Below are 24,282 nucleotides of genomic sequence, written 5' to 3' on the forward strand. Positions count from 1 at the left end.
TGTTATCTCATCGGAGGGTGTGGATTCAGTTTCGATGTTTGAATCAGATGGAAGGTCTGGTTTGCGTATTGAGTTCATTCCTGGATTGGGCCTGTCCAGGGTTGAATTGGCGCTTGAGCCAACAATACATCTCGTCTGGTCTACGCTTGTTTAGGAGGGATGTTCGGCAGAGGCAGGCCGGGGCAGGTGTGCGTGCCGAAGCCAGCGTGGGCAGCAGCAAGGCGAACTCGGACAGCAACACCTGGCAGAACACCACGCTGACCGGCCAGAACATCTCGCTGATTTACCCACCCGCCGCATCGGTGCGTCCCAAGTTTGCACCCGCTGTTTATCCTCCCGCCACTCCAAAAGGTAAAAGCTCATGAAGAACGGAATGTTGACAATCGAGGAGGCTTATATGGCCATGTTTTACTTTCTAAGTATCGATTACTCTCGAGGGGCGACTGACGAGGTTGGTGGGTTGCTGGGGTCCCTTAGCTGGGATATGACTATGGATCGGAGTCCTATGGATGCGGGTGCCTGGGATGACTGGTTGAGCGCGGTGAAGATGTCTGTAGCAAATCGTACGGAAGGATTGAGGAATATGGAGGAAACATATATTGATTTGGTGAAGGGAGGTCCTGCCTCTTGAATTTATTATATGTTTTTAGTGTGGCTTGAGCGCCATGCTGTCCTCCCTTCGGTGGATGGCGGGCAATATCCAGAAGGATAATGTGCGCGGAGTAATTTTGACTATCGCCGCAGCGCTCTGATGTGGTCCGTCAAGCCAGCGTGGGCAGCAGCAAGTCGAACTCGGACAGCAATGCCTGGCAGAACACCACGCTGACCGGCCAGAACATCTCGCTGAAGGCCGAGGGTGACACCACGTTGCGCGGCGCGACCGCCACGGCCGACCGCATCGACGTCAAGACCGGCGGCACGCTGACCATCGAATCGCTGCAGGACATGGCCGAGAGCATGTCCAAGAACAGCCAGGTGGGCGGGCGCGTGCAGGTGGCCTTCGGCAACGCGTGGAACGCCGATGGCTACGCCAGTGCAGGCAAGGCCGAGGGCAGCTACCAGGGCGTGGGCCAGCAGAGTGGCTTGTTTGCCGGCAACGGTGGCTATCACGTGGATGCTGGACACGTGAACCTGATTGGCGGCGCGATTTCCAGCACCAACGCGGCCAACAGTGAACTGACCGCACAGACGCTGACCTTCAGCGACCTGCAAAACCAGATGGACTACTCGGCCAGCTCCGGCAGCATCAGCGGTGGTGCGGGCGGCAAGATGAACGGTTGGGACGCGAAGGAAGGCACCACCGCTCCGCGCGGTGGCCCGGGCATGCCGATGTCGGAGAGCGGCAGCGACAGCAGCTCCACGCTTGCAACGTTGACTGAAGGCAACATCACCATCGGCGGCAAGCAGACCACGGCGGCGGAGCTGGGCATCAACACCGATGCCAGTGCCGCGCATCGTGCGCTGGAGGCGTTGCCTGATGCCAGCAAGTTGCTGGCCGATCAGCAGGCGATGGCGGGAGCGATAGGGACGGTGGTTTCCACGAGCCAGCAGATTGCCAACGACATTGGCAGTGGTGCGAACAGGATCACCGACAAGTATCGGGAAGGGCTGAGCGTCGAAGAAAGACGGGTGTTTGATGGCCTTCCTTCGGATGAGCAGTTCAATCGCCTGAAAGTGTTCGATCCGTCATACCCCGAGGCACTGGTCACGCAGCAGAAGTGGGCTCCTGACGGTGTCTATGGCCGCGCGCTTGGCGCGGTAACCACCGTACTGGTCGGAGGCATGTCCGGCCAGGGGCTGGGTCAGCTGGGTTCCAACGCGCTTGCACCGTATGCGGCTGAACTGATTGGCAAGACGTTCGACCCGAACAAGCAGAGTGCTGTGCCCAGCGAGGCCATGCAGATGCTGTCGCATGCGCTGCTGGGCGCGTTGTTGGCGGAGGCCAATGGTGGCTCGGCGGGGAGTGGGGCGCTGGCGGCGGGTGGGGGTGAGCTGGCAGCGAAGGTCCTGACGGACACGTTGTTCGGCGGGGATCCCTCGAACCTGAGCCCACAGCAAAGGGAGGCAGTTCTAGCGCTGTCGCAGGCGGTGGGTGCGCTGGCGGGTGGGTTGTCGGGGCAGGATCTGGTTGGGATCGCGTTGAATGCGGGGATTGCCAGAAATTCTGTTGAGAATAATTTCCTCGGGAAGAATGATCAGCAGCGGCTGGCAGATCTACGTGAGAAGTCTAAGAAGGGGAAGTTGACGCCACAGGAATCCGCGGAGCTTATTTATCTCGACGGTGGGGATCATATGAGTGATGGCCTGCTGAATATGCTTGCCAGCGGCCAGCCTCTTTCTGTCGTGCAGCAGCACAATCTGGAGCTCTATCTGGGGGCGTATGCCCGGCAGAACGGCACGGATGCGGCGATTGCCCTCGTCAGTAGGGGTATTCGCGAGGTAAGCGAATTCCCTTACTCGGGACTTTCGCGTGATAAGCAGAAGTACACTGATGAGAACTTTTCGTTCTTCGAAAAGAATATTTGGAGAGCTGATAGCGAAAACGAGGCAATCTTCAACAAGGCTGTTATCAGGTCCGGCTTGGAGGTATGGCGCTCTGAAGATCTCCTGCCAACGGTGATGAGGCAACGGCGTGACTTCGCGCTGATGGATGCCTTGGTCGGTAGCCCTCTGGCGAGCGGAAGCTATCTGTTCGGCAGCCTTGTAGGGCTGAGTGACGATGATCGATATGCACTCACTATGACTGCGGGGAACATCGCGCTGATTGCCGGGGCAACGGCTGCGGGGAAGACGGGTTTGCTGCCTGTGACGGGCCGTTTGGGAATTAACCCAGTTGGTGAGGACGGTCAGAAGAGCAGCGCTTCGAGCAGAAGGCGCGTGGGGGAGTCGCCTAGAAGCGATAGTGTTTCCGTCTCCACTAATAGTGGAACAATCAAGGCCAGCGAAACGATCGGTCAGCCTGTAGAGGCTGTCATAAACGGTCGTAAAAGGATGCTTCGGGTCGATATCGAGCCGAATGGTAAGCTTCAGATCCAGTCAGGAGGCGGAAAGGACTCGTTCGTAGACTTCCGTCCGGATCTATCATTGCCCTTGGCTCCTCAGATAGACAAGGCATTCAGGCGATTGCCAAAATCTGCAAGGGATCAGCTTGTCAGAAACGCTGAGAAGGGGCTAAGACGCCTGCAAGAAACCGGGGATATGTAATGGGAACCAAATTTATTGTTGTTTTGAAGGGTGGCATGAAGTTGCCCGAGAGAAAGTTCTTGATTGACCAGGCATGGGGTGATTTTCCCGTGTCCTACTTTCAGGATGATGAGAGTCTTGGTGAAAGTAATTTTCTTGATCTTAAAGTTAATAAGTGGGAAATTAATAGCGAATGGAGTGTGGTGCAAGGGGATGCGCCTTGGATCAGGGTTGAGATATTGCGGGGCGCCTCTCTCGAGGAGTATTTAAAAGGCGAAGGGCTCTTCCCGCTAATAAATGGGTGTGGTGAGCTGCTGCTTGTTTTTGAGTTGGATGATGGTGGTAATGAGTTGGATGAAATTCTTCTGCTTCGTCTCGTGATGTTTTTCTGGGGTAGTGGAAAAATATATCGCTGGGGTGATGGTTTTCACATCGTTGATGAAACTGCCATTGCTTCTTTGCCAGAGCTTGGAGTAGTTCGGAGTCGCTTGCTTAGATGTCAGTAGCTGAACTTTGCTTGCCAGAGCGCTTTCCTATCAGGCGGGCATTAAAGTTGGCTATATGGAGCCGTGAGTGGTCAATTGTTCGGGTCGTGGGCGGATCGGAATGATCCTGATTGGGTCGTATTAACATATTTTGATTGGATCTATGGGGCAGGTCTGTTTGTGCAGATGCTGGAGTGTCTGACGAAACGTTGGGGATTTGGGATCGACGATGTTGACTGCAGTTTTCCGGATTTGAACAGCTATGACGCGGACGATCACTTCTGTGGCGTGCAATTTGCATATGGAATGCTGTGCGAACCCGGCGTGGTGATTGTCAGTGATGCAGATTTTTTCACCTATTTGGCTATGGCATGCTCCATTTATGTGAAAGAGAAGCCTGAATCTGCTGATCAGGTGCGCTCAATGATGCTTCTCAAAGAGCATGTGTGAATTGTTTGCTAATGGAGTATCCGAGTGTCCAGTAACGCGCTAAACCATCGCAGCCTTGCTCGCCGCGCCTTCCGCAGCAGCTTCACCCTGGCGACAACTATCGCCACAGCGAGTCTGGCACTCACTTCACATCCCGCGCTGGCTGCCGAATCCGGCTTCGAAGGCATTGCCTGGGGCGCAACCCAGGCCCAGCTGAAAGAAGCACTGGGCGAGCGATTGGGTACGCGAGCCTGCCCTGAGGAACAGCAAGAAGAGCCGGAACTGAATCGATACGCCAGAGCCTGCGGCCCTTACATCGAGGATTACACCATCGACGGCATCTCCTTCGTGGCGTTCTTCGGTCTTCGCGGAATCGAGGGGCCGCTGAGCGCCATCTATCTCGATCGCGCCGCGACGGTAACCAACGAGCAGATCAAGGCAGGTAAAGGTGCGGAATTCAGGTACAACCGGGTGAAGAAGGTGCTGGCAGAACGGCATGGCCAGCCTGAAAGGGTAAGCGAGACGTCTGCGCGTCCGCGCGACAAGCCTGCGGTGCTGCTGACCGAATGGGTGAGTGGTGATACGACGATAACGCTCACTGAGACGATTGTCTCCGAGGCCCGCGGTCAGCAGTACTATCTCAGTGTCGTCTACGCGCCGAAAACCGAAGCACCGGAAGCTCGCTGACCTTTTGAAGCCTTTCGAACGATTATCAGTGTATCTTGCTTTTGGATGAAGAATCAGTGCGGATGAAGATCGAGCCCACTTTCGGTGGTGCAGAGGGTGGTCCGGAGCGAGGCGCAGACTCTGCCGCTGACGAGCCAAGTGAAAAGAGTGCGCTGGCGATTGTGGTTGGGGACCGGTTCTCCACCTATTGCCATTTCTGGAGGCTGGACGACGCTGCCGGCAGGGCGCCGAGACGTTGGCATTGGCCGGCGTTCCTGTTTTCATCACTATGGTTTTTCTTCCGACGCATGCCCGTACTGGGCACGATCTGGTTCATCGTTCCGCCTTTGGCGATGACCACGTTCACTCAGATGGGCCTGCCATGGTTCGCGGTAGTGGTCTTCGTGGTCTGCCGCGTGCTTGCCGGAATTCTGGCGAATTCCCTGTACCTGTCTCATTGCCGGAAAGTTGTCCGCAAGGTGCTTGCCGGGCATGGAGGCGCGCATAGGCGGCACGCGGAACTGCAGAAGGCCGGTGGTGTCAGCTACACTGCTCTGGTGATCGCCTTGGCTGTAACGGCCTCACAGAACACCCTGATCAATCTGGCAGTTCGTTCGATGCCGAAGGCAGCGCCCAAGCAGTCTTCACCGCATCTGCCGGCGAGCCGGCCGGACCCGGATCTCGAGTATGCGGAAAGGGAGGTTTACCAGGAGGAACTGCGTGCGATCGCGATGACGGCGTGGCCGGCGGGTGTTCCAATGGACAACAATGTCTGCATTGTCGAGCTACGTCTGACGCCACCGGGTACCGTGCTGGACGCCAATGTTCTGGAGCCTTGCACGTTGAACGACGAACAGCGCGAAATGATGCTGGGTGAAATCAGGCGCACGGACTTCACCATCCAGGGGAAGATGCGGTTCTTCAACAGGCATACCCTCATCGGCTTGCGCAAGTAATGAGCATTTCGCTGTTTCTCGAGGTCGAAGCCGGTGCCGACCTCGATGCCGTTCTGCGTGTCCTGGATTCGATCCGGGCCGAGTACTCCAACGGCATTGACGGTTTGCATGGGTATTTTCCAGCGTCCAACACCGGCTTCGGGTTCGGCATGGTCGATCCGCCGGAGGCTGTCGTAGCCGAAGGAGTTGAAGCCGAGTGGAGGGTTGGACTGCTCGGCTCGTTTCATTTCCGCGCGAGCGGATTTGAAAGCGCCTGGGAGGAAATCTGCTGTTTCATCAGGTGTTACGCCGCGACGTGCGGGTTCCGGTTTGTGCTCTCGTTCCAGTTCGAGAGCATCTATGCAGCAAGGCTCGGGCAGGATCTGGTCTGCACTGGGCCCGCTGCGTCGTAATGCCGCATGACGGGGGCGATCCCGGTTCGATCTCGTTTTTTCTGCATGTATCGATATGCCTTCTGGATATAGAGCATCTGTGGGTTGACTGATTTCACACCTGTCTGCACAGTTTCAGAGTTTTGGATCGATATAATAAAATCGGCCCATAAAGTTTCCCTTGCCCGTGCCGCCACCGATATAGGGCCACGATCAAGGGAATTGAGATGCTCGCCTTACGCAACCTCCGTGTGGGATCCCGGCTTTCCGCCGGCTTCGGTCTGCTGTTGCTGTTCATCCTGGCCATCGTCGGCCTGGTGTTGTACGGAAACCATCTGAAGTCCGCCCAGTTCGAGAAAGTAGTGGGCGTGAACATGGTCAAGATGCGGTTGTTGAACGACATGCTCGATACCAACAACGCGGTGCTGATGCATCGTCGCCTGATGGTGATCAAGCGCGGCGAGGAGTTCGACAAGGATTACCAGCGGGCGCAGGAACTGAGCCGCACCTACGACAGCATCTGGGACAAGTACGTCAAGATTCCCCGCGATGCCACCGGCGATACGCTGGTGGCGCAGATCGCGGCGGCACGCAAGGCCACCGACATCTCCACTCAACAATTGCACGAGCGGATGAAGGCGGGCGACTACGACGGTGCAGCCACCGAGCTGCTGGCCGAGCACGGTCTGGCCACCGCCTGGAATGGAGCGATCTCCAGCCTGCTACGGCACCAGGAGACCCTGACCGAACGCAGCCGTGAGGAATACCGCGCCACGGAAGCGTGGACGGGAACCCTGTCCATCGCCTTCGGTGTGCTCAGCCTGATTCTCGGCGCACTGGCCGCGTGGGCGATCACCCGCAGCCTGACCCGCCCCTTGGCGGGCGCGGTGAAGCTGGCCGATGGCATCGCCAACGGCCGCCTGGACAACGTCATAGATGCCTCGGGCAACGACGAGGTGACCCAGTTGCTGAAGTCCATGCAGCGCATGCAGGGGCAGCTGCAGGCCGTGATGGCTGCGCAGGGCGAGATGGCGCGGCAGCATGATGACGGCAGCCTGAGCTATCGCATGGACGAGAGCACCTTCCCCGGCGATTACGGGCGCATGGTGCATGACACCAACGCGCTGGTGGGTTCGCACGTGCAGGTGCAGAACCGCCTGATCGAGGTGATGAAGCACTACGCGCGCGGCGACCTGTCGGTGGACATGGATCGCCTGCCGGGCGAGAAGGCGGCGATCACCCAGGCGATGGATGAGACCAAATCGAGTCTGTCGGCCATCAACGGCGAGATCCGCCGGCTGGCCACAGCCGCGGCCGCGGGCGACTTCAGCCTGCGCGGTGATGAAGCACGCTTCGAGCACGATTTCGGCGAGATGGTGACCGGACTGAACCGGTTGATGCAGACCACCGACGAGAACCTGGTGCAGGTGTCGAGTCTATTGCAGGCGATCTCACGTGGCGATCTGACCGTACGCATGCAGGGCGATTTCCACGGTGTGTTCGCACGCATGCGCGACGACTGCAATGCCACCGTCGAGCAGCTCACCCAGATCGTCGGCCGCATCCAGGCCAGTGCATCCAGCATCAATCTGGCAGCGGGGGAAATCGCCTCGGGCAATACCGATCTGTCGCGGCGTACCGAGCAGCAGGCGGCCAATCTGGAAGAAACGGCGGCGTCGATGGAGGAACTGACCTCCACGGTGAAGCAGAACGCCGAACACGCGCGCCAGGCCAATCAGCTGGCGATCGGTGCACATGGGGTGGCCTCGCAGGGCGGCGAGGTGGTGGGGCAGGTCGTGACCACCATGAGCGCCATCGAAGCGTCGTCGAAGAAGATCGCCGAGATCATCAGCGTGATCGATGGCATCGCTTTCCAGACCAACATCCTGGCGCTCAATGCCGCGGTGGAAGCCGCGCGTGCGGGTGAGCAGGGCAGGGGCTTTGCTGTGGTGGCCAGCGAGGTGCGCACTTTGGCACAGCGCTCGGCGGGTGCGGCCAAGGAGATCAAGCGCCTGATCGAAGAGTCGATGGGCAAGGTATCCGACGGCTCGGCGCTGGTGCGTCAGGCCGGCACCACGATGGGCGAGATCGTCGCCTCGGTGCAGCGGGTGACCGACATCATGGCCGAGATCTCTGCAGCCTCGGAGGAGCAGAGTTCCGGCATCGAGCAGGTCAACCAGACCGTGATGCAGATGGACGAAACCACCCAGCAGAACGCTGCGCTGGTGGAAGAGGCCAGCGCGGCTGCGCGGTCGATGGAGGAGCAGGCCAACTTGCTGGCCGAAGCGGTATCGGTGTTCCGCACCGGGGCTTCGGTGGCGGCGGCAGCAGTCCGTCCGATGTTGGCAGCGGTCGCTGCAAGTGTGCCGCCGGTGCGTCGCGCGACCGGCCTGCCGCCGCGAAACGCCCCGTCGCTCGCTGCCAACACGGGTGGGTGGGAAGAGTTCTAAGCCGGGTGGGAGACCGCGCCCATCACGATGCTGGTCGCGATGGGCGCATTTTTGTTTCCTGAACCGATGTTGGCCGCCGAGCGCTTGGAGACGTGGATTTCACCTGCAGTTGCCACGTGCAGGCAGACACTTGCGCCATACCGGAGCACAGGAGATGGCCATGAAGACCTCGACCCGATTGATGGTGCTGGGCACCTTGCTGGCAGCCTCGTCCGTTGCTGGCGCACAGAATTACGGCCCGCGTGATGAAGGCCGTAAGTTCAACGATGGCAGCCGCGTGGTCTGCAAGAACGTGGAAGTGCAGCGCAATACTCGAGATCCCAACCGCATCACCGGCACCGCGACGGGCGCCGTGGTTGGTGGCCTGCTGGGCAACCAGGTAGGCGGCGGCAACGGCAAAAAACTGGCGACGGTTGCCGGTGCTGTGGCGGGCGGTGCAGCCGGCCGGCAGATCCAGGGTAACCATCAGCAGAAGACCGGCGACCGTGTGGTCGAGCGCCGTTGTGAGCGCGTCTACCGCTGATCCTTCCACGCGATATCCCCTTCCACACTGCTGTACCCCGAACGCCGGCCCTGTGCCGGCGTTCTTCGTTTCAGGCCCACTCCTTCCTTGGAGCATCCCGTTCTGGTAGGCGCCGGAGCCATAAAAAGGGGACGGAGGGGATTAAGTCGCTTTCTCCCTCTCCGTGCCAGTTACGACTTAATCCCCTCCGTCCCCTTTGGGCTGTGCAGGCGCCAGAGGGCGAGGGCGCCGTACAGCACCAGCAGCACGGCCAGGGTGATCAGTTCGTGGCTGACCTCGACGAGGCTGGCGTCCATCTGGTTCAGGCGCACCATCACGTTGATGCCGGAGGTGGTCGGCAGCAGCTGCGCCAGCCACACCAGTGGGCGTGGGGTCATCACCGCCGGCCAGGACAGGCTGGCCAGGAAGAACAGCGGGATCGAGGTGGCGATGATGTACTGGAAGGCGCGTTCGCGCGTGCGGAAGAAGCTGCCGACGAACAGGCCGAACGCCACCGTGGCAGCGATGAACAGGGTGCCGCCGAGCAGCTGGCCGAGCCGGTTGCCGCCACGCGGATAGTCCTGCACCCAGGCGGTGAAGCCGGCGTACCAGAGCAGCCCGAACAGCCCGATCAGGCCGAAGCCGAGCGCCATGCCGGTCAGGGTGGGAAGGTCGAACTGCAGGCGCCGGCCCAGCACCAAGCGGCGACCACCGAGCAGCACGCCGATGCCCATCAGCAGCGTCTGGTGCACGATCAGTTCGGCCACGCCAGGCACGATCGCGCTGCCATAGCCTTCCTGCGTGTTGAACAAGGGCCGTTGTACGAGGGTGACCGGCGGCGCCTGTGGCGCGCCCATGAACGCGGCCTGGGTGACCGCCGCTTCACGGCCGAATGCGCCCAGCGCATCAGCCACGCTGCCCAGTACCCAGCTGGCGCGGCCAAGATAGGCGCCGTTGCCGAGCAGCACCAGTTTGGCCGGATGCCCGCGCAGGATGTCGCGTTCCAGGTTGGCCGGGATCAGCACGATGCCTTCGGCCTGGCCGGCCTCCAGCTGTGCGCGCGCTTGCTGCAGGTCGGCCGGTTGCCCGACCACATGGGCCACGCGCAGGGAATCCAGCTTGCGCAGCAGTTCGCGACTGGTCGCGCTGTGGTCTTCATCGACCACCAGCACGGGCAGGTTGCCGGCCACCTGGTGGCGATAGGCGGCGGGGTAGAAGAACGAGTACAGGATCACCGCGCCGACCATCACCACGATCGCATAGCGGTCGCAGAGCACGGCCAACAGGGTCTGTCGCAGGCTGTGCCAGATCCGGCTCATGCGCCGGCCCCGGCGGGTTGCGCGGCCTGCGGCGTGCGCGCGAACGCCAGCAGGCGCCAGCCGCCGGTGCCGCCAGCGACCAGGATCATCAGCAGCAGCGTGGCCAGCGGCCATAGCGACACTGCCAACGGCGAGCCGATGAACTGCTGCTGGGTCTGCAGCTTGATGTAGGCGCTGAGCGGCAGCAGCAGATGCCAGACGCGGGTGAACAACGGCGCGTCGATCACCGGGAACGTGGCGCTGGAAAAGGCCAGCGCGGTGCCGATGCTCAGGCCCACTGCGGACAGGGCCGTGCCCATGTCGCGGGTAACGCCGACGAAGAACAGGGCATACGCCGCGGTGGCCAGGTAGAACAGTGGCTGTGCGAGCAGCAGCAGAACCACACTGCCCGCGATGCCGTCGCCGCGCAGCCAGGCCAGGTAGGCTGCGCCCAGCGCACCGTACAACGAGAACAGCAGGGCATAGGGCAGCACCTTGCCGGCAATGGCCGACCACGGCGCGTGGCCCAGCCAGGCGGGCAGGGTGCCGTCGCGGATTTCGCGGCCGAGGCTGCCGGCCACCGCCAGCGCCAGTACCAGCGACAGTACCGCCGGGAAGATCAGCGGCAGCAGGAACAGCTCGTAGCTGCGTGCCGGATTGAACAGGATGTCCGACTGCACCGCGATGGGCGCGGCACGCAGCTTGCCCGGCCCGACCTGCAGGCCGATGCGTTCGCGCAGCAGGCGCGCGTTCCACGCCGATACCGCGTCGCCGATATCACGCGCGGCGGACTGGCCGGTGGTCATGTAGGTGGCGTTGTAATAGGAAAATACCGTGCCTTGCCGGCCGCGCAACGCCTGGCGGGTCACATCGCGCGGCACCAGCACCACCGCGAACACCTGCAGCTGGCGCAGCTGCATGCGTGCCTCATCCATATCGGCCGGTTGGCTTGTGATGCGTACACCGGGGCTGGCATCGAGCATGCGCAGCAGCAGGCGGCTGTCGCTGCTGTGATCAAGGTCGACCACGGCAATCGGCACATCGCGCATCACCGATGCGGAGAACATCCAGGCCATCACCACCAGCATCAACAGCGGCAGCACGGTGACCAGCGCCAGGTCTGCGCGGTTGCTGCGCAACCGGCGCAGTTCGCGCTGCCATGAACTGCCGAAGCTGCTGCGGCTGGTGTTCAGTGCTGCGGCCATGCGAACAGCACGCTCATGCCGGGGCGGAAGCCCTCGATGCGGCGTACCGGGCGCACCCGCACTTCGAAGCTGCGCACGTCATAGCCCGATGACTGACGGGTCGTACGCCAGGTAGCGTAGTCGCCCGCGGGATTGATGAAGTAGACCTCGAACTCGTCGTCCTTGCCGAGCGCCGGCACGCTGCCACGCAGTTTGCTGCCGACCTTCAGGCCCTGCATCTGCGATTCGCGCAGGTTCATCGACACCCACATGCGGTCGATGTCGACCAGGGTGAACACCGGGAAGCCGGCCGGGACCAGTTCGCCCGGGTCGGCCATGCGCTTGTTGATCTCACCGGCCACCGGTGCGCGACCTTCCACTTCAACGCGTGCAGCGTTGACTTCCGCAACCGCGCCCTGCGCCTGCTGCACCTGCCCCTGCGCGGCACGCTTGTCCTGCTCGCGTGCACCGGCCAACGCCATGTCGTACTGGGCGCGGGCGGCGCGGGCGAGTTCGCGTGAGCTGGTGGCCTGGGCAGCGGCTTCGTCGCGCTTCTGCCGGGTCATCACCCCTTCGTTGAACAGGTTCTGCACGCGCCGGTAGGTAGCTTCGGCGAGGGTGGCACCGGCTTCGGCGCGCTTCCAGTTGGCTTCGGCCGCACGAATGTCTTCGCTGCGTGCGCCGTCGTTGGCCTTGTCGGCCACCGCCTGCGCCGCGGCCAGCGCGCCGCGCGCCTGCTGTTCCTTGGCGGCTACTTCCGGGCTGTCGAGCAGGAACAGCACCTGCCCGGTCTGCACGCGATCGCCTTCGCGCACCTTCAGTTCGGCCACGCGCGCGGTGATCTTGGCGGACACGTTGAGGGTGTCGGCGTCGGCCATGCCCTGGACCTGGTCGGCGGGGCTGCGCCAAGCCAGCCACAGGCCCAGCACCACCGCCACCAGCAGCACCACCAGCAGAATCGGCCCCAGCCTGCGCTTGCCCGGGGGCGTCGTCGCTTCGTCGTGCAACACGTCACTCATGATCAATTACCTCGTCTGCACGCCGCCGATGGTCTTCGAAGCGGTCCATCTGTCCACTCACCTCAAGCAACTGCGCCAAGGCGATATCGTATTGGTAGGCCGCCTGCGCACGTTCGACGCGGGCGCCGCCGAGGCCGAGCCGCGCATCGATCACGTCCAGCGAGGTGGCTTGGCCTTCGCGGAAGGCCAGCTCCTGCAGGCGCAGGTTCTCGTCGGCCTGGGCGATGCTGCTGTCCAGCAGCACGAACTGCTGGCGTGCGGTTTCCAGCTCGTTCCAGGCCTTGCGCACACCCAGCGCGACCTGGTTCTCGGCCTCGCGCAGGCCGGCTTCGGCCTGTTCCTGCTGCGCGCGTGCAGCGCTGATCTGCGCCGGTCGCGAGTTCGGCGACAGGAAGGTGTACTTCAGGCCGATGCCAAACGCCCAGTCCGGATCGGTCAGCATCTCGTCGCGGCGACGGAAGTCGTACTGGCCGAACAGGAACACCGTTGGCTTGAGCTTGGCCTGCTGCACGCGCACGCCCTGTTCGGCCTGCGCGACGATCGCCCGCAGGCGCGCGATCTGCGGCTGCCGTGCCTGCGCGGTGCGCTCGAAGCTGGTGACCGGTTCCAGCGGGGTGCGCTGCACGAACAACGGCGACAACGGCTGCACATCACCGCCACTGCGCAGCAGGGTGGCCAGCGCAGCCTTCAGCGTGGCCAGGTCATTGAGCGTCTTCTGGTACTCGCGCTCGGCCTTGTCGCGGGCGACGGTGGCCTGCAGGCGCTGCGCGCGGGTGGCGAAGCCTTCGCGTTCCAGTTTCTCCGCATCGGACAGGTGGCGATTGAGGCCATCGCGCACGTCGCGGCGCACGACCACTGCTTGTTCGGCCAGGCGCTGGCCGAAGTAGGCCTGGGCCAGTTGCACGGTCAGTGACTGCCGCTGCGCTTCGCGCTCGGCGCTGGCCTGTTCGCTGGCCGCGCCGGCAGCACGCTGTGCGGCGGGAATCAGGCCGCCGGTGTACAGCGGCAGCACTGCGGTGACCACCGGTCGCGTGCGCCAATCGCGTTCGGTGAACGACAGCGGCGAGTCGATGCCATAGGCCTCGGCCACCGGTGCCAGTGAGCCCAGCGGCAGGGTCAGTGTCTTCTGGAACTGCAGGCGGCGCACTTCGCCGGTGATCTCCGGCAGGCGCAGCAGGCGGGTGGCTTCCTGCAGTTCTTCCTTGTTGCGCACGCCGGCATCAGCAGCGGCCAGTGCGTCGGAGACCTGTTCCAGCCGCTGCCGCGCCTGTTCCCATTCCAGTGCGGGAGGCGCGCTGGTCTGTGCCGCTGCGGCCAGCGGCAGGCTTGCCAGCAAGGCCAGGCCGGCAGCGCCGAGTGCGCGGTGCATCCTTGTCCGTGGGCAGCTCAGGCGCATGCCGTTCCTGTAGTGAAGAAGTGGGCAAACGGTAGTGGTCCGCGCGTGAAGCCGGGGTCTGCGGTGGTCGGGATCATGTTCTTTTCAACATAGGGTGTTGCCAGCGGCGGTGCGCAGCGCCTGGGTGATGTGCTGCAGCGTGCTCGAACGCACGGCGGCATGCTGCCAGAACAAGGGTACGTCGAGCCAGCGACGAGGTTCCAGCACCACCACCTGCCCGGCCTGTACCGCTGGCGTAACCAGCGCCTCCGGCGCCAGGCACCAGCCGAGGCCACGCGCGGCAGCATCGACGAAGCCGGTGGAGGAGGGCAGGTAGTGTACGGGCGGTTGCAGGCGTGCACGGGTCAGCCTGCGCATGAAGCGCCATTGCAGTTCATCCTTGCGGTTGAACACGATCATCGGCGCCGACGCCAACGCGTCGGCGTGCATGCCCTTGCTGAAGTGGCGTTTCGCAAAGGCAGGTGAGGCGATGGCGTGGTAGCGCATCGCGCCCAGCGGATGCACGTTGCAGCCCTTCAGGGGCTTGCGTTCGGCGGTGACCGCGCCAAGCACGCTCCCGTTGCGCAGCAGTTCCAGGGTGTGGTCCTGGTCATCCATGCGCAGGTCGAACAGGTAGCCGTGGCGCTGGTGCAGCTCGGCGATGGCGGCGACGAACCAGGTGTCCAGCGAATCGTCGTTGACGGCCAGCGGGATTGGCGTGCGGATGGCATCGCTGCCGCGCTCCGGCAGCAGTTCGGCCAGCGCTTCGGCCTGCAGCGCCTGCATCGGCCGTACCCGCCGCAGCAGCACTTCGCCAGCAGCGGTAGGCCGGCATGGCGCCTGCCGTACCACCAGCACCTGGCCCAGCCGGTCCTCAAGTGCCTTGATCCGTTGCGACAACGCCGACGGACTGATCGACAGGCGGCGTGCGGCGGCCTCGAAGCTGCCTTCTTCGAGCACCGCGGTGAAGGCGCTCAACTGCGGATGTACCAGGTCCACGAGATGCCTCTTCAGTTTTTCTGCACAGGATAAAGAAAAACCAGCTTGTCTTAACGGGGCCGTTGGTCGCACCCTGCGCCTCCTTTCACGGTGGAGAGCGTCGGATGTGGATTGCTGCGGCCTTGGCCGGCCTGTTCGCGGGTGCCGGCCTGATCATCGCCATCGGCGCGCAGAACGCCTTCGTGCTGCGGCAGGGGCTGCAGCGTCGCTACGTCGGCATGGTGGTGCTGGCCTGCATGGGCGCGGACATCGCGTTGATCCTGGCCGGCGTGGGCGGCATGGGAGCACTGGTACTGCAGTGGCCGTTGCTGTTGCAGGTGCTGCGCTTCGGCGGGGCCGCCTTCCTGCTGTGCTATGGGCTGCAGGCCGGGCTGCGCGCATGGCGCGGTGGCAGCGCGCTGGCCGCGGCCGATGCCAGTGGTGGCAGCCGGCGGCAGGTGCTGCTGGCCTGCCTGGCCTTCACCCTGCTCAACCCGCACGTCTACCTGGATACGATGGTGCTGCTGGGCAGCCTGTCCACGCGCTATCCGGGTGACCTGCGCTGGGCGTTCGCAGCGGGCGCCTGCGTGGCCAGCGTGGCTTGGTTCTGTGGGCTCGGGTTCGGCGCCCGGTTGCTGCAGCCGGTGTTCCGTAACGCGGCAGCGTGGCGGTTGCTGGATGCCGGCGTGGCCGCCTTCATGCTGTGCCTTGCGCTGCTGTTGCTGCTGCGCCCGCTCTAGGCCGCATCCACCGCGCACAGCGGCGATTCGCCCGGGCGCAGGGTCAGTACACGCACACCGCTGCGGGTCACGGCCACGGTGTGCTCGAACTGCGCCGACAGCTTGCCGTCGCGCGTGTACACCGGCCATTCGTCGGGCTGTTGGCGGATCGCAGGCTTGCCCTGGTTGAGCATCGGCTCGATGGTGAACACCATGCCTTCCTGCAGTTCCATGCCGGTGCCGGCATGGCCGTAATGCAGGATCTGCGGTTCCTCGTGCATCTCCTGGCCGATACCGTGGCCGCAGTATTCCTTGACCACGCTGTAGCCATGGCTGCGGGCATGGCGGGCGATGGCGTGGCCGATATCGCCGAGGCGCGCGCCGGGCCGCACAGCGGCGATGCCCTTCCACATGGCCTGGTAGGTGACCTGCACCAGCTTGCGCGCGGCGTAGTCGACTTCACCCACCAGATACGTGGTGCTGGAATCGGCGATGTAGCCGTTCTTCTCCAGCGTGATGTCGAGGTTGACGATCTGGCCATTGCGCAGCACATCGTCGGCCGACGGCATGCCGTGGCAGATGACGTTGTCGATCGAGGCGTTGAGCACGTACGGGAACCCGTACTGCCCCTTGCTGGCGGGCCGTGCCCGCAGCTCGTCAACGATCATCCGCTCGACGATGTCGTTGATCTCCAGCGTGCTGCGGCCCTGCAGCGGCAGTGCGTCGAGCATGGCGAAGACCTGCGCCAGCAGCCGTCCGGACTCGGCCAGGCGGTCGATCTCGTCGGGGCGCTTGATCATGGCCATCGGCTCAGGCCCGCCCGGGCGCAAGCAGCTGCGGCTGCACGCCGGCGGCGCGCAGTTCGCTGGCGACGACGTCCTGGAAGCTCAGGGTCGGGTTCATCTCGCACAGCATGCCGACCCGGATCCAGAACGTGGCCTGGGCGTTGATCGAGCGGTTGGAGACGGTGCAGGCACGGCGCAGCTGGTCGTGCAGGGTGTCATCGATGTTGACGATGCCCATGGGCGTTCTCGATTGGGAATATATGAAGCGTATACGAAACGTATATTCCTGCTCAAGCGCGGGGTGTTCAGCCAGCGTCGGTGGCGAAGCGCAGGCGGTTGCCGTCCGGGTCGACGATCAGCATCTCGCGGCTTCCCCAGTCGGTATCGTGTGGCGGCTGCTCGATGGGTACTCCCGCAGCGCTGAACGCGCGATGCAGGCCATCGACGTCGGTGACGATGAAGTACACCGCACCGCCCACCTCGCAGTCGCCGGTGTGTTCGGTCAGGAAGATCGTCTGGCCTTCGCGGGTGAGCTGGGCGAACAGCGGCAAGCCGGGTTCGAAGCGGTGCTCCCAGTCAATGATGAAGCCCAGGCCCTGCACGTAGAACGGCAGGCTGGTATCGGCATGGCGCATGCGCAGCTGCGGGATGACGGTCTGGGGCATGACGGCGGCTCCGGGGGCGGGACTACTGCATACCACGTCTGCGGATGCCTGCGCCGGCGCAGCCCCGCGTTGCCAGGTGCCAACCTTGGTTGGCACATCGTGGTACAGCTGCCGGCCAGCGGCCGGCACCACAGGGCGGGCTCAGCAGGCAGTCGGCACGGCGGCCATCGCCGCCAGCAGTTCACGGTTCACCTGCTGGTGCCGCGCCTGCCAGGCTGGCAGATCGCTGGCAGTGATATCCGGTTGCCCATCCAGCGACGACAACCAGCGCTTGAAACGGCCCTGGTAGTTGGCCAGTGATACTTCGCCGGTGATATCGCTGCCCACCAGTCCACCGGTGCGCAGGGCCTCGATCACCATCAGTGCGTGTTCAAGCTGGAAGCGGCCCTGGTCCCAGTTGCTGCGCGCGACATCTTCAGCGAACACGTCCTTGTCGATCGACAGATAGGTCGGCTGAGGTGCCTGCGCCTGTTCGGCGGCGAACGCGGCGACCAGGGCCTCGGGATGGTCGAAGCGGAGGAAGGCATCTGCCATGCCCATGCGGCTGGCCCAGCCCACATCCACATCCATGCACCAGTAGGTCAGCCGCCGCCCCAGCAGCGGCCGCCAGTGGTTCTCCCACGCATGGCCCAGGCCGATATCGGCGGAGGTGATGCCCAGCACATGCACATGCGATACCTGCGGCAATGCGGCGGCAGCATTCACCCAGGAACCGCAGTGCATGCCGAAGGGAAAGCGCATGTTGTCCGGATGGTTGTCCAGCACCACCAGCTGGAACGGGGCACGCGTGTGCAGGCGCTGCAGCAGTGGCAGGCTGAGATGGTGGAAGTCGCCGCTGCCGAGCATCACCGTGCCGAGCTGTGCCGGCAGCGGCCGAAGAACTTCAGTGGCGAAGCGTGACAGCGTGGCGTTGCCGCAGGCAAAACGCAGCGGGTCATGCCAGTGCCGCAGCGCGAGCGTGCGTGCCTGCGGCAATGGCAGTACGCCACCATCGAGATCGAGGATCAGCGGGGGGCGCAGTTGCATCGGTCAGCCCCCTCCATCCGGCTCACCCCGCAGGTGCGGGGCCAGCCTGCGCAGCGCGGCGCGCAGCAGGGGCGAACGCGCATGCACCGCATGCACGGTGGAAGTGAAGCGGGCACCCAGTTCGGCCTTGATGCGTGAATCGGTCCAGCCCGCGACGTAGTGGCTGAGGCCGTGCTGCAACGCGTATTCCAGGTTTTGCATCCAGCTGACCGAGTACAGGTTGTGGTCGCGCGACTGCGGATAGGACAGGCCGATGTACTTGTCCACCAGCTTGCCGGCGTGCACGTAGCACAGGTTCCAGCCGATCAGCTCGCCGTTGTGGCGGTAGAGGAACAAGTGCCCCTGACCCTGTGTGTCTGCCAGCAGGTGCTGGAAAAAGGGCAGGTCGAGCTGGTCGAAATGCACGGCGCTCTGTGCATACACCTGCAGGTACAGCGCATGCAGTTCGGCCTGCAGCCGTGGCTCGGCAAGGGCGGGGTCGCCGGTGGCGATGCAGTCGATCTGCAGATTGCTGCGTGAGCGCAGTTTGCGCCGGATGTTCTTGCGCCGCGCCGTGGACAGGCGCGCCAGGTAGGTGTCGATGCAGTCGAAATCGATCGCCACCCATGCCAGCGGCATGCCTTCCAGCTGGATGAAGCCGCGTTCCAGCAGCGCCTGCAGGAACGCCTGGCTGTGCGCGTTGGCAGCGTCGTCCAGCAACGGGGAATCGATCGCCAGATCCTTGACCACCAGCAGTCGACTGTCACCGACGCCGTGGCGCAGCACGTCGTCGGCCAGTGCAGCCGCCGACACATGCGCGGGCAGCGGTGTGTACTCGGTGCTGGTGGCACCGATGAACCGTGTCTGCCAGGTCAGCCACGGCCGCCACAGGCGCGACAGCGGCAGCCCCAGCAGGCGCGAGCGCAGTGCATCGTCCAGGGTTGTGGTCAGGTCCAATGGCGCACGGAAACTGGGCAGGCCGCTGGGCAGGCGGCTGGCATCGAACCCCAGGGGCGGGTGGGCCAGGAAGCCTTCCAGCAGCGCGGCCGGTTCCAGCGCGGTGCTGGAAACACGCGGAATCAGGTCCATGCGGGGCACGGGAACCGGCAACGCATTGCAGCTCAGCCCTTGGCCTTGGTCAGCAGCTGGTCCAGCAGGGTGATCGCCAGATCGATTTCTTCGTAGGTGATGTTCAACGAAGGCGCGAAGGTGATCACGTTCTTGTACCAGCCACCGACATCGAGCACGAGGCCCATGCGCTTGCCGTCGTGCAGCAGGTCACCGGCCAGGCCGATGTCGACCATGCGGTCCAGCAGCTCACGGTTCGGAGTGAAGCCATCGGCGGCGCAGATTTCCGCACGCAGGGCCAGGCCGAGGCCGTCGACATCACCGATTTCCGGATGGCGCTTCTGCAGGCCCCGCAGGCCGTCGAGGAAGTAGGCGCCCTTTTCCGGCACAGTGCGCTCGTAGTCCATCTCCTTGCCCAGCTTCAGCACTTCCAGGCCCAGGCGCGTACCCAGCGGATTGGAGTTGAAGGTGGAGTGGGTGGAGCCCGGCGGGAACACGGTCGGGTTGATCAGCTCTTCGCGCGCCCACAGGCCCGACAATGGGTTGAGGCCGTTGGTCAGCGCTTTGCCGAACACCAGCACGTCCGGGGTGACATCGAAGTGTTCGATGGCCCACAGCTTGCCGGTGCGCCAGAAGCCCATCTGGATCTCATCGACGACCATCAGGATGCCGTACTTGTCCAGAACGCGCTTGAGGCCCTTGAAGAAGTTGCGCGGCGGAATGACGTAGCCGCCGGTGCCCTGGATCGGCTCGACGTAGAACGCGGCGTACTCGGCCTGGCCGACCTTGGGGTCCCACACGCCGTTGTACTCGCTTTCGAACAGGCGCTCGAACTGGTGCACGCAGTGGTCGGAGTACTCGTCCGGGGCCATGCCCTTCGGGCGACGGAACGGATACGGGAACGGGATGAACATCGCGCGTTCGCCGAAGTGGCCGTAACGACGGCGGTAGCGGTAGCTGGAGGTGATCGACGAGGCGCCAAGGGTGCGGCCGTGGTAGCCACCTTCAAACGCGAACATCAGGCTCTTGCCGTTGCGCGCGTTGCGGACGATCTTCAGCGAATCCTCCACCGCCTGCGCACCACCGACGTTGAAGTGCACGCGACCATCGAGGCCGAACTTTTCGTGCATGTCCACCGCGATGGCCTTGGCCAGCTGCACGCGTGTCGGGTGCAGGTACTGGCTGGCGACCTGCGGCAGGGTGTCGATCTGGTCCTTCAGCGCATTGTTCAGGCGCTGGTTGGCGTAACCGAAGTTGCACGCCGAGTACCACATCTGCAGATCGAGGTACGGGGTGCCGGCGGCATCGAACATGTAGCTGCCTTCGCAGCGCTGGAAGATCTTCGGCGGATCGACGTAGTGCACGGTGTCGCCGAAGGAGCTGTAGCGGGCTTCATCGACCAGCAGCTGCGCATCGGTGATGGCGGCATCGGCGTTCTTGTCAAAAATATTCATCGGTTCGGTTCCGGAGAGGGCATTCGAAGGAAGCAACGGGCGGAGCGATCAGGCGGTGGCGAGCAGCCGCGGAAGCGAGGGCTGAAGCAGGCTGCCGTCGAGCAGGCGCGGCAGCAGCGCAGTAGCGTCGTGGAAGGTGTCGATGGCAGCGTGGGGAATGCCGGCGTTGGTGCAATGGGCGATCAGGCGACGCTTGGCGAACACGAAATCGGCGTGTTCGGACACGCAGAAATCCGAGGCGCCATCGCCGATCATCAGCACGCGGGGCGCGTGGCCAGCACGTGCCTGCGCCGCGCAGGCGCACTTGCAGGTGCCGCTGCGGCAGCCTTCGGCCTGGTACGGAGATTCAAGCTGCCAATGGCCGTCACACCAGCGCAGGTGGTTGGCCACTACAGGCAGCGGTGGCAAGCCATGGTTGGCAAGGATGCGATGGATCGCGTAGTCCAGGCCGTCGCTGACGATGCGCAGTGGCAGGCCCAATGCGTGTGCGCGATTGACGAAGGCGGCGAAGCCCGGATCGATCCGTACCTGGTCCAGGTGTGCATCGAGTGTGGCCGGATCCAGCATCAGCAGGCGGACCTGGCCCTGCATGCATTCACGCGAGCCGATCTCACCCGAACGCCACTGATCTTCCAGCTGCTGCCAACCGGGCTGGCCGAATTTTTCCAACAGTGAGTCGATGACGTCCTCGAGGCTGATAGTGCCATCGAAGTCACACAGGATGCTCCATTGCATGGGCAGCTCCGTCGATGAAGAGAGGCCTTGGCACGATGCCGGCGACGGGGCCAATGTAGGCAGGCCGTCTTTCTCGTTCCTTTCCGCCTGAAAGCTCGAACGGAGGCGCTCGGGAAGCGTTCAGCCAGTGACGCGAAGCAGGCCTCGCCTGGCTTCAGCGACTATTGGCGTGCCAGTACCTTCGCGATCTCGCGGGTGTCTTCATGGGTCAGCCAGGGGCTGTTGCCCACGGTCAGGGAGCGTGCGGCGAAGTCGCGGGCATTGGGTACATCCGCGTCTGCAACGACGCCTCGCAGATAGGCGTAGTCCGGCAGGGCATGGATGAACATGCGGCTGACACCCAGGCCGCGCTGCCACAGCGCGGACAGCGCTTTATCACGCGCACGTTCGCTCGGCAGCAGCAGCATCAGCATCGGCCAGGTACCAAGGGTGCCAGGCATTCCGTCCACCACGTCAACGGCAGGCAGCGACTCCAGCTGCACGCGCAGCTGCAGCGCACGCAGGCGGGCCGCCTGCAGGAAGGCGGGCAGGCGCTGTGCTGCGCGTGCACCGACGTTCTGCCGCCAACGGCTGACGCGATGCTGCGGAATGTCCAACGGAAATACATCGCCCACCGCAGCTTCAAGGTCGCCGCTGCGCAGGGCACGCCGCAGCGGGTTTCCATACACCAGCGACAGCAGGGAAGGGCGGTAGCAGGCCGCCAGGCCCAGCAGCTGCAGGCTGCGGGTCAGCTCCCAGCGCAGGCTGAAGGGCGTGCTTCCTGCGGCCTGCTCGATCAATGCCGCACGCAGTTCTTCATCACGTGTCAGCAGCAGGCCGCCCTCATGCAGGCTCAGGCCCTTGCCAGCGGCCAGACTGAAGAAACCGATATCGCCGCGCAGGCCGACGCTGTTGCCGGCCACGCGTGCACCCAGTGCCTGCGCAGCGTCCTCGATCACCCATGCGCCGACGCGGTGCGCGATCGCACAGGCGTGATCGACATTGGCGATGCGCCCGCCCAGATGCGTGGGAATGATCGCCAGCGTGCGCGTATCGGCGGCGGCATGCAGTGCTGCCGGGTCGAAATCGAAATGGTCGCGGCGGGTATCGCACAGCTGTATGCGCAGGCCGAGGCTGTGCACGGCAATCGGTACCAGCGGACAGGTATAGGCCGGCAGGATCACCGTATCGCGTTGCGGCGCGCGCCTGCGCAGGGTGCGCAGGGCAATCAGCAGGGCGTGGGTACCCGAGCAGGTCAGTTGCAGCGGCGGCGTGCCCAGCTGTTCGGCGAGAATCGTGCACAGGTCACCGCCGCCGGGCAGAAAATCGCTGGCCTGCAGGGGCAGGCCAGCGGTGGGAGGCAACTCGCGCGACAGCAGGCTCACGGGGCTGCTTCGGTAACTGCATGCGGATCATCCGCCTCGGCGCGGCCCAGGCAGATGATGCCGGCCACGATCAGCACCGCACCGATCAGGTGATGCAGCGTCAACGGTTCGTGCAGCAGCCACGCCGACAGCAGCAGCACGCTGATCACTTCCAGGTGCGAGGCCGCGAACGCAGGGCCGATCGGCGCGTGCCGCAGCAGGCTCATCCAGGTGAAGAACGCGCCGACGTAACCAAGCATCGCGCCGTATACCCACGGCTGCGACAGCACGCGCAGCAGCCACGCGGTGTTGGCCTCCACCGGTAGCGCGGCGTCGCCGGCATACTTGAAGCACAGCTGGGCGAGGGTGTCGAAGGCCATCAGCAACGGGAAACCGACCAGGTACAGCCGCCTCATGTTCCGGCTCCCACCACGGCAACGCCGGCGCTGACCAGCAGCATGCCGGTCACCCGTAACGGCGTCAGCCGCTCGCGGAACAGGAGGCGACCGGCAATCATCAACGCGACGATGTTGATCGAGCCAAGCAGCACGCCCTGCGACAACGGCACCAGCGACAGGAAGGCGATCCAGGCGACGAATTCGAGCACGTAGCAAGCGATGCCCAGCCATAGCCAGGGACGGCCGAACATGTGTTTCCAGCGTTGCAGGCCTTCGCCATCCTGCGGGTCGCTGGCGGCAGCCTTGAAGGCCAACTGGCCGCCGGTGTCGAGCACCACGTTGACCAGCCACAGCAGGGTCGCAAGCGATCCCATCTCAGGCGACCGCCTGCAGCACGCCCGCACGTTCGCCGATGTCGCTGAAGAAGCGCGCGCTGCGGCGGATCACCTCGCGCCGTTCGCGATCGATGGTGATCATGTGGTAACTGTCTTCCAGCACCACCAGTTCGGTCGGGCCGCTGACGCGCGAGATCACCAGTTCGGCATTGCCCATGCTGGCCACGTCGTCCTCGCGGGCATGCATCACCAAGCATGGTGCCGTGACCTGGTGCAGGTGGCGCCGTGTCCAGGTGCTCAGTGCACGCATTTCGGCCAATGCATGCCACGGGTTGCCTGGCAGGCCGGCAGCGGCACTGTCACCAGAGAGCATGGCGGCGCTGACCTGCGCACGCAGGCGCTCGTCGCGCAGGCCGTACGGCGGCTCTTCCATGAACATGCGGTCGCGGCCGATGCCCAGGCGCTTGAACCACGGCAGCAGGAACGAGAAGCGCGCGACCGCCGGAATATTCCAGCCGTCGTAGCGGAAGGTGGCGCCGTACACGCCCACGCCGGTGACCCAGGCCGGCCGGCGCGCGGCCAGCGCCAGCGCCAGCACCGCACCCATCGACAGCCCGCCGACGAACAACTGGTCGACCTTGCCGCGCAGGTTCGCCGCCGCATCTTCCACGCCCTGGTACCACTCTTCCCAGCGGGTCTGCAGCAGGTCCTCGACGCTGCCGCAGTGGCCCGGCAACTGCACGCCGTGCACGCTGAAGCCGGCGTTGTTCAGGCCTTTGCCCAGCATGCGCATCTCGGCCGGCGTGCCGGTCAGGCCATGGATCAGCAGGACGCCCTGCGGGCCACCGGGAAGAAAGAACTCATGGGATGCGGACACCA

At 63.9% G+C, this 24,282-nt stretch carries 26 protein-coding genes; 10 read left to right on the top strand and 16 right to left on the bottom strand.

Annotated elements, in window-relative coordinates; translation table 11 throughout:
* Positions 1 to 206 precede the first annotated feature (206 nt).
* The 9 genes from ACEF39_RS05965 (at position 207) to ACEF39_RS06005 (ending at position 9,063) form a co-directional block, all read left to right on the top strand.
* Positions 207 to 365 (top strand): hypothetical protein, encoded by a 159-nt coding sequence (locus tag ACEF39_RS05965; RefSeq protein WP_500287289.1) that lies wholly within the window; start codon positions 207 to 209, stop codon positions 363 to 365.
* A gap of 406 nt (positions 366 to 771) precedes the next feature.
* Complete coding sequence (locus ACEF39_RS05970) at positions 772 to 3,204, top strand: hemagglutinin repeat-containing protein (protein WP_500287290.1); 2,433 nt, start codon at positions 772 to 774, stop codon at positions 3,202 to 3,204.
* Positions 3,205 to 3,239: 35 nt separating this feature from the next.
* Positions 3,240 to 3,689: a hypothetical protein gene (locus ACEF39_RS05975; RefSeq protein ID WP_500287291.1), complete on the top strand. Its 450-nt coding sequence runs from the start codon at positions 3,240 to 3,242 to the stop codon at positions 3,687 to 3,689.
* 63 nt (positions 3,690 to 3,752) lie between these two features.
* Entirely contained in the window at positions 3,753 to 4,118 is a 366-nt protein-coding gene (gene cdiI, locus ACEF39_RS05980; protein ID WP_500287292.1) for a ribonuclease toxin immunity protein CdiI, read from the top strand.
* 24 nt (positions 4,119 to 4,142) lie between these two features.
* Positions 4,143 to 4,784 carry a hypothetical protein gene (locus ACEF39_RS05985; protein ID WP_500287293.1) on the top strand — a complete coding sequence of 214 codons (642 nt, stop codon included), beginning with the start codon at positions 4,143 to 4,145 and terminating at the stop codon, positions 4,782 to 4,784.
* A 62-nt stretch (positions 4,785 to 4,846) separates the two neighbouring features.
* Positions 4,847 to 5,719 carry a DUF2628 domain-containing protein gene (locus ACEF39_RS05990; RefSeq protein ID WP_500287294.1) on the top strand — a complete coding sequence of 291 codons (873 nt, stop codon included), beginning with the start codon at positions 4,847 to 4,849 and terminating at the stop codon, positions 5,717 to 5,719.
* Positions 5,719 to 6,111 carry a hypothetical protein gene (locus ACEF39_RS05995; protein ID WP_500287295.1) on the top strand — a complete coding sequence of 131 codons (393 nt, stop codon included), beginning with the start codon at positions 5,719 to 5,721 and terminating at the stop codon, positions 6,109 to 6,111. The genes ACEF39_RS05990 and ACEF39_RS05995 overlap by 1 nt, the downstream gene beginning before the upstream one ends.
* A gap of 206 nt (positions 6,112 to 6,317) precedes the next feature.
* Positions 6,318 to 8,540, top strand: a complete 2,223-nt coding sequence (locus tag ACEF39_RS06000) for a methyl-accepting chemotaxis protein (protein ID WP_500287296.1) — start codon at positions 6,318 to 6,320, stop codon at positions 8,538 to 8,540.
* A gap of 154 nt (positions 8,541 to 8,694) precedes the next feature.
* Entirely contained in the window at positions 8,695 to 9,063 is a 369-nt protein-coding gene (locus ACEF39_RS06005; protein ID WP_025873797.1) for a glycine zipper 2TM domain-containing protein, read from the top strand.
* A 170-nt stretch (positions 9,064 to 9,233) separates the two neighbouring features.
* On the opposite strand, the gene ACEF39_RS06010 is transcribed toward ACEF39_RS06005, so the two are convergent.
* From ACEF39_RS06010 to ACEF39_RS06030, 5 genes are all read right to left on the bottom strand, one after another.
* Positions 9,234 to 10,361, bottom strand: coding sequence for an ABC transporter permease (locus tag ACEF39_RS06010; protein WP_500287297.1), 1,128 nt, complete (start codon positions 10,359 to 10,361; stop codon positions 9,234 to 9,236).
* Positions 10,358 to 11,545 carry an ABC transporter permease gene (locus ACEF39_RS06015; RefSeq protein WP_500287298.1) on the bottom strand — a complete coding sequence of 396 codons (1,188 nt, stop codon included), beginning with the start codon at positions 11,543 to 11,545 and terminating at the stop codon, positions 10,358 to 10,360. Before ACEF39_RS06015 ends, ACEF39_RS06010 begins: the two co-directional genes overlap by 4 nt.
* Positions 11,530 to 12,543 (bottom strand): HlyD family secretion protein, encoded by a 1,014-nt coding sequence (locus tag ACEF39_RS06020; protein ID WP_500287299.1) that lies wholly within the window; start codon positions 12,541 to 12,543, stop codon positions 11,530 to 11,532. The genes ACEF39_RS06015 and ACEF39_RS06020 overlap by 16 nt, the downstream gene beginning before the upstream one ends.
* Complete coding sequence (locus ACEF39_RS06025; RefSeq protein ID WP_500287300.1) at positions 12,536 to 13,912, bottom strand: TolC family protein; 1,377 nt, start codon at positions 13,910 to 13,912, stop codon at positions 12,536 to 12,538. Before ACEF39_RS06025 ends, ACEF39_RS06020 begins: the two co-directional genes overlap by 8 nt.
* 111 nt (positions 13,913 to 14,023) lie before the next feature.
* On the bottom strand, positions 14,024 to 14,917 hold the full coding sequence (locus tag ACEF39_RS06030) for a LysR family transcriptional regulator ArgP (RefSeq protein WP_500287301.1): 894 nt from the start codon (positions 14,915 to 14,917) through the stop codon (positions 14,024 to 14,026).
* Positions 14,918 to 15,021: 104 nt separating this feature from the next.
* Between ACEF39_RS06030 and ACEF39_RS06035 the strand changes: the two genes are divergently transcribed.
* Positions 15,022 to 15,636, top strand: coding sequence for a LysE/ArgO family amino acid transporter (locus tag ACEF39_RS06035; RefSeq protein ID WP_500287302.1), 615 nt, complete (start codon positions 15,022 to 15,024; stop codon positions 15,634 to 15,636).
* On the opposite strand, the gene map is transcribed toward ACEF39_RS06035, so the two are convergent.
* From map to ACEF39_RS06090, 11 genes are all read right to left on the bottom strand, one after another.
* Entirely contained in the window at positions 15,633 to 16,415 is a 783-nt protein-coding gene (map, locus tag ACEF39_RS06040) for a type I methionyl aminopeptidase (protein WP_500287303.1), read from the bottom strand. The genes ACEF39_RS06035 and map overlap by 4 nt on opposite strands.
* 10 nt (positions 16,416 to 16,425) lie before the next feature.
* Complete coding sequence (locus tag ACEF39_RS06045; protein WP_025873788.1) at positions 16,426 to 16,638, bottom strand: ParD-like family protein; 213 nt, start codon at positions 16,636 to 16,638, stop codon at positions 16,426 to 16,428.
* A 67-nt stretch (positions 16,639 to 16,705) separates the two neighbouring features.
* On the bottom strand, positions 16,706 to 17,065 hold the full coding sequence (locus tag ACEF39_RS06050) for a bleomycin resistance protein (RefSeq protein ID WP_500287304.1): 360 nt from the start codon (positions 17,063 to 17,065) through the stop codon (positions 16,706 to 16,708).
* A gap of 141 nt (positions 17,066 to 17,206) precedes the next feature.
* Positions 17,207 to 18,091: a hypothetical protein gene (locus ACEF39_RS06055; RefSeq protein ID WP_500287305.1), complete on the bottom strand. Its 885-nt coding sequence runs from the start codon at positions 18,089 to 18,091 to the stop codon at positions 17,207 to 17,209.
* A 3-nt stretch (positions 18,092 to 18,094) separates the two neighbouring features.
* A complete protein-coding gene (locus ACEF39_RS06060) occupies positions 18,095 to 19,159 on the bottom strand; it encodes a GNAT family N-acetyltransferase (protein ID WP_500287306.1) in 1,065 nt (354 codons plus the stop codon).
* 32 nt (positions 19,160 to 19,191) lie between these two features.
* On the bottom strand, positions 19,192 to 20,592 hold the full coding sequence (locus ACEF39_RS06065; RefSeq protein WP_500287307.1) for an aspartate aminotransferase family protein: 1,401 nt from the start codon (positions 20,590 to 20,592) through the stop codon (positions 19,192 to 19,194).
* A gap of 48 nt (positions 20,593 to 20,640) precedes the next feature.
* Entirely contained in the window at positions 20,641 to 21,327 is a 687-nt protein-coding gene (locus tag ACEF39_RS06070; protein WP_500287308.1) for an MtnX-like HAD-IB family phosphatase, read from the bottom strand.
* 161 nt (positions 21,328 to 21,488) lie between these two features.
* A complete protein-coding gene (locus tag ACEF39_RS06075; protein WP_500287309.1) occupies positions 21,489 to 22,691 on the bottom strand; it encodes a DegT/DnrJ/EryC1/StrS family aminotransferase in 1,203 nt (400 codons plus the stop codon).
* Positions 22,688 to 23,086 carry a DMT family transporter gene (locus ACEF39_RS06080; protein ID WP_500287310.1) on the bottom strand — a complete coding sequence of 133 codons (399 nt, stop codon included), beginning with the start codon at positions 23,084 to 23,086 and terminating at the stop codon, positions 22,688 to 22,690. The genes ACEF39_RS06075 and ACEF39_RS06080 overlap by 4 nt, the downstream gene beginning before the upstream one ends.
* Entirely contained in the window at positions 23,083 to 23,442 is a 360-nt protein-coding gene (locus ACEF39_RS06085; RefSeq protein ID WP_500287311.1) for an EamA family transporter, read from the bottom strand. Before ACEF39_RS06085 ends, ACEF39_RS06080 begins: the two co-directional genes overlap by 4 nt.
* Position 23,443: 1 nt before the next feature.
* Positions 23,444 to 24,280 carry an alpha/beta hydrolase gene (locus tag ACEF39_RS06090; protein ID WP_500287312.1) on the bottom strand — a complete coding sequence of 279 codons (837 nt, stop codon included), beginning with the start codon at positions 24,278 to 24,280 and terminating at the stop codon, positions 23,444 to 23,446.
* Between the last annotated feature and the right edge of the window lie 2 nt (positions 24,281 to 24,282).

The sequence above is a fragment of the Stenotrophomonas indicatrix genome (genome assembly GCA_041545745.1).
In the GTDB taxonomy this organism is placed as follows: domain Bacteria; phylum Pseudomonadota; class Gammaproteobacteria; order Xanthomonadales; family Xanthomonadaceae; genus Stenotrophomonas; species Stenotrophomonas indicatrix_A.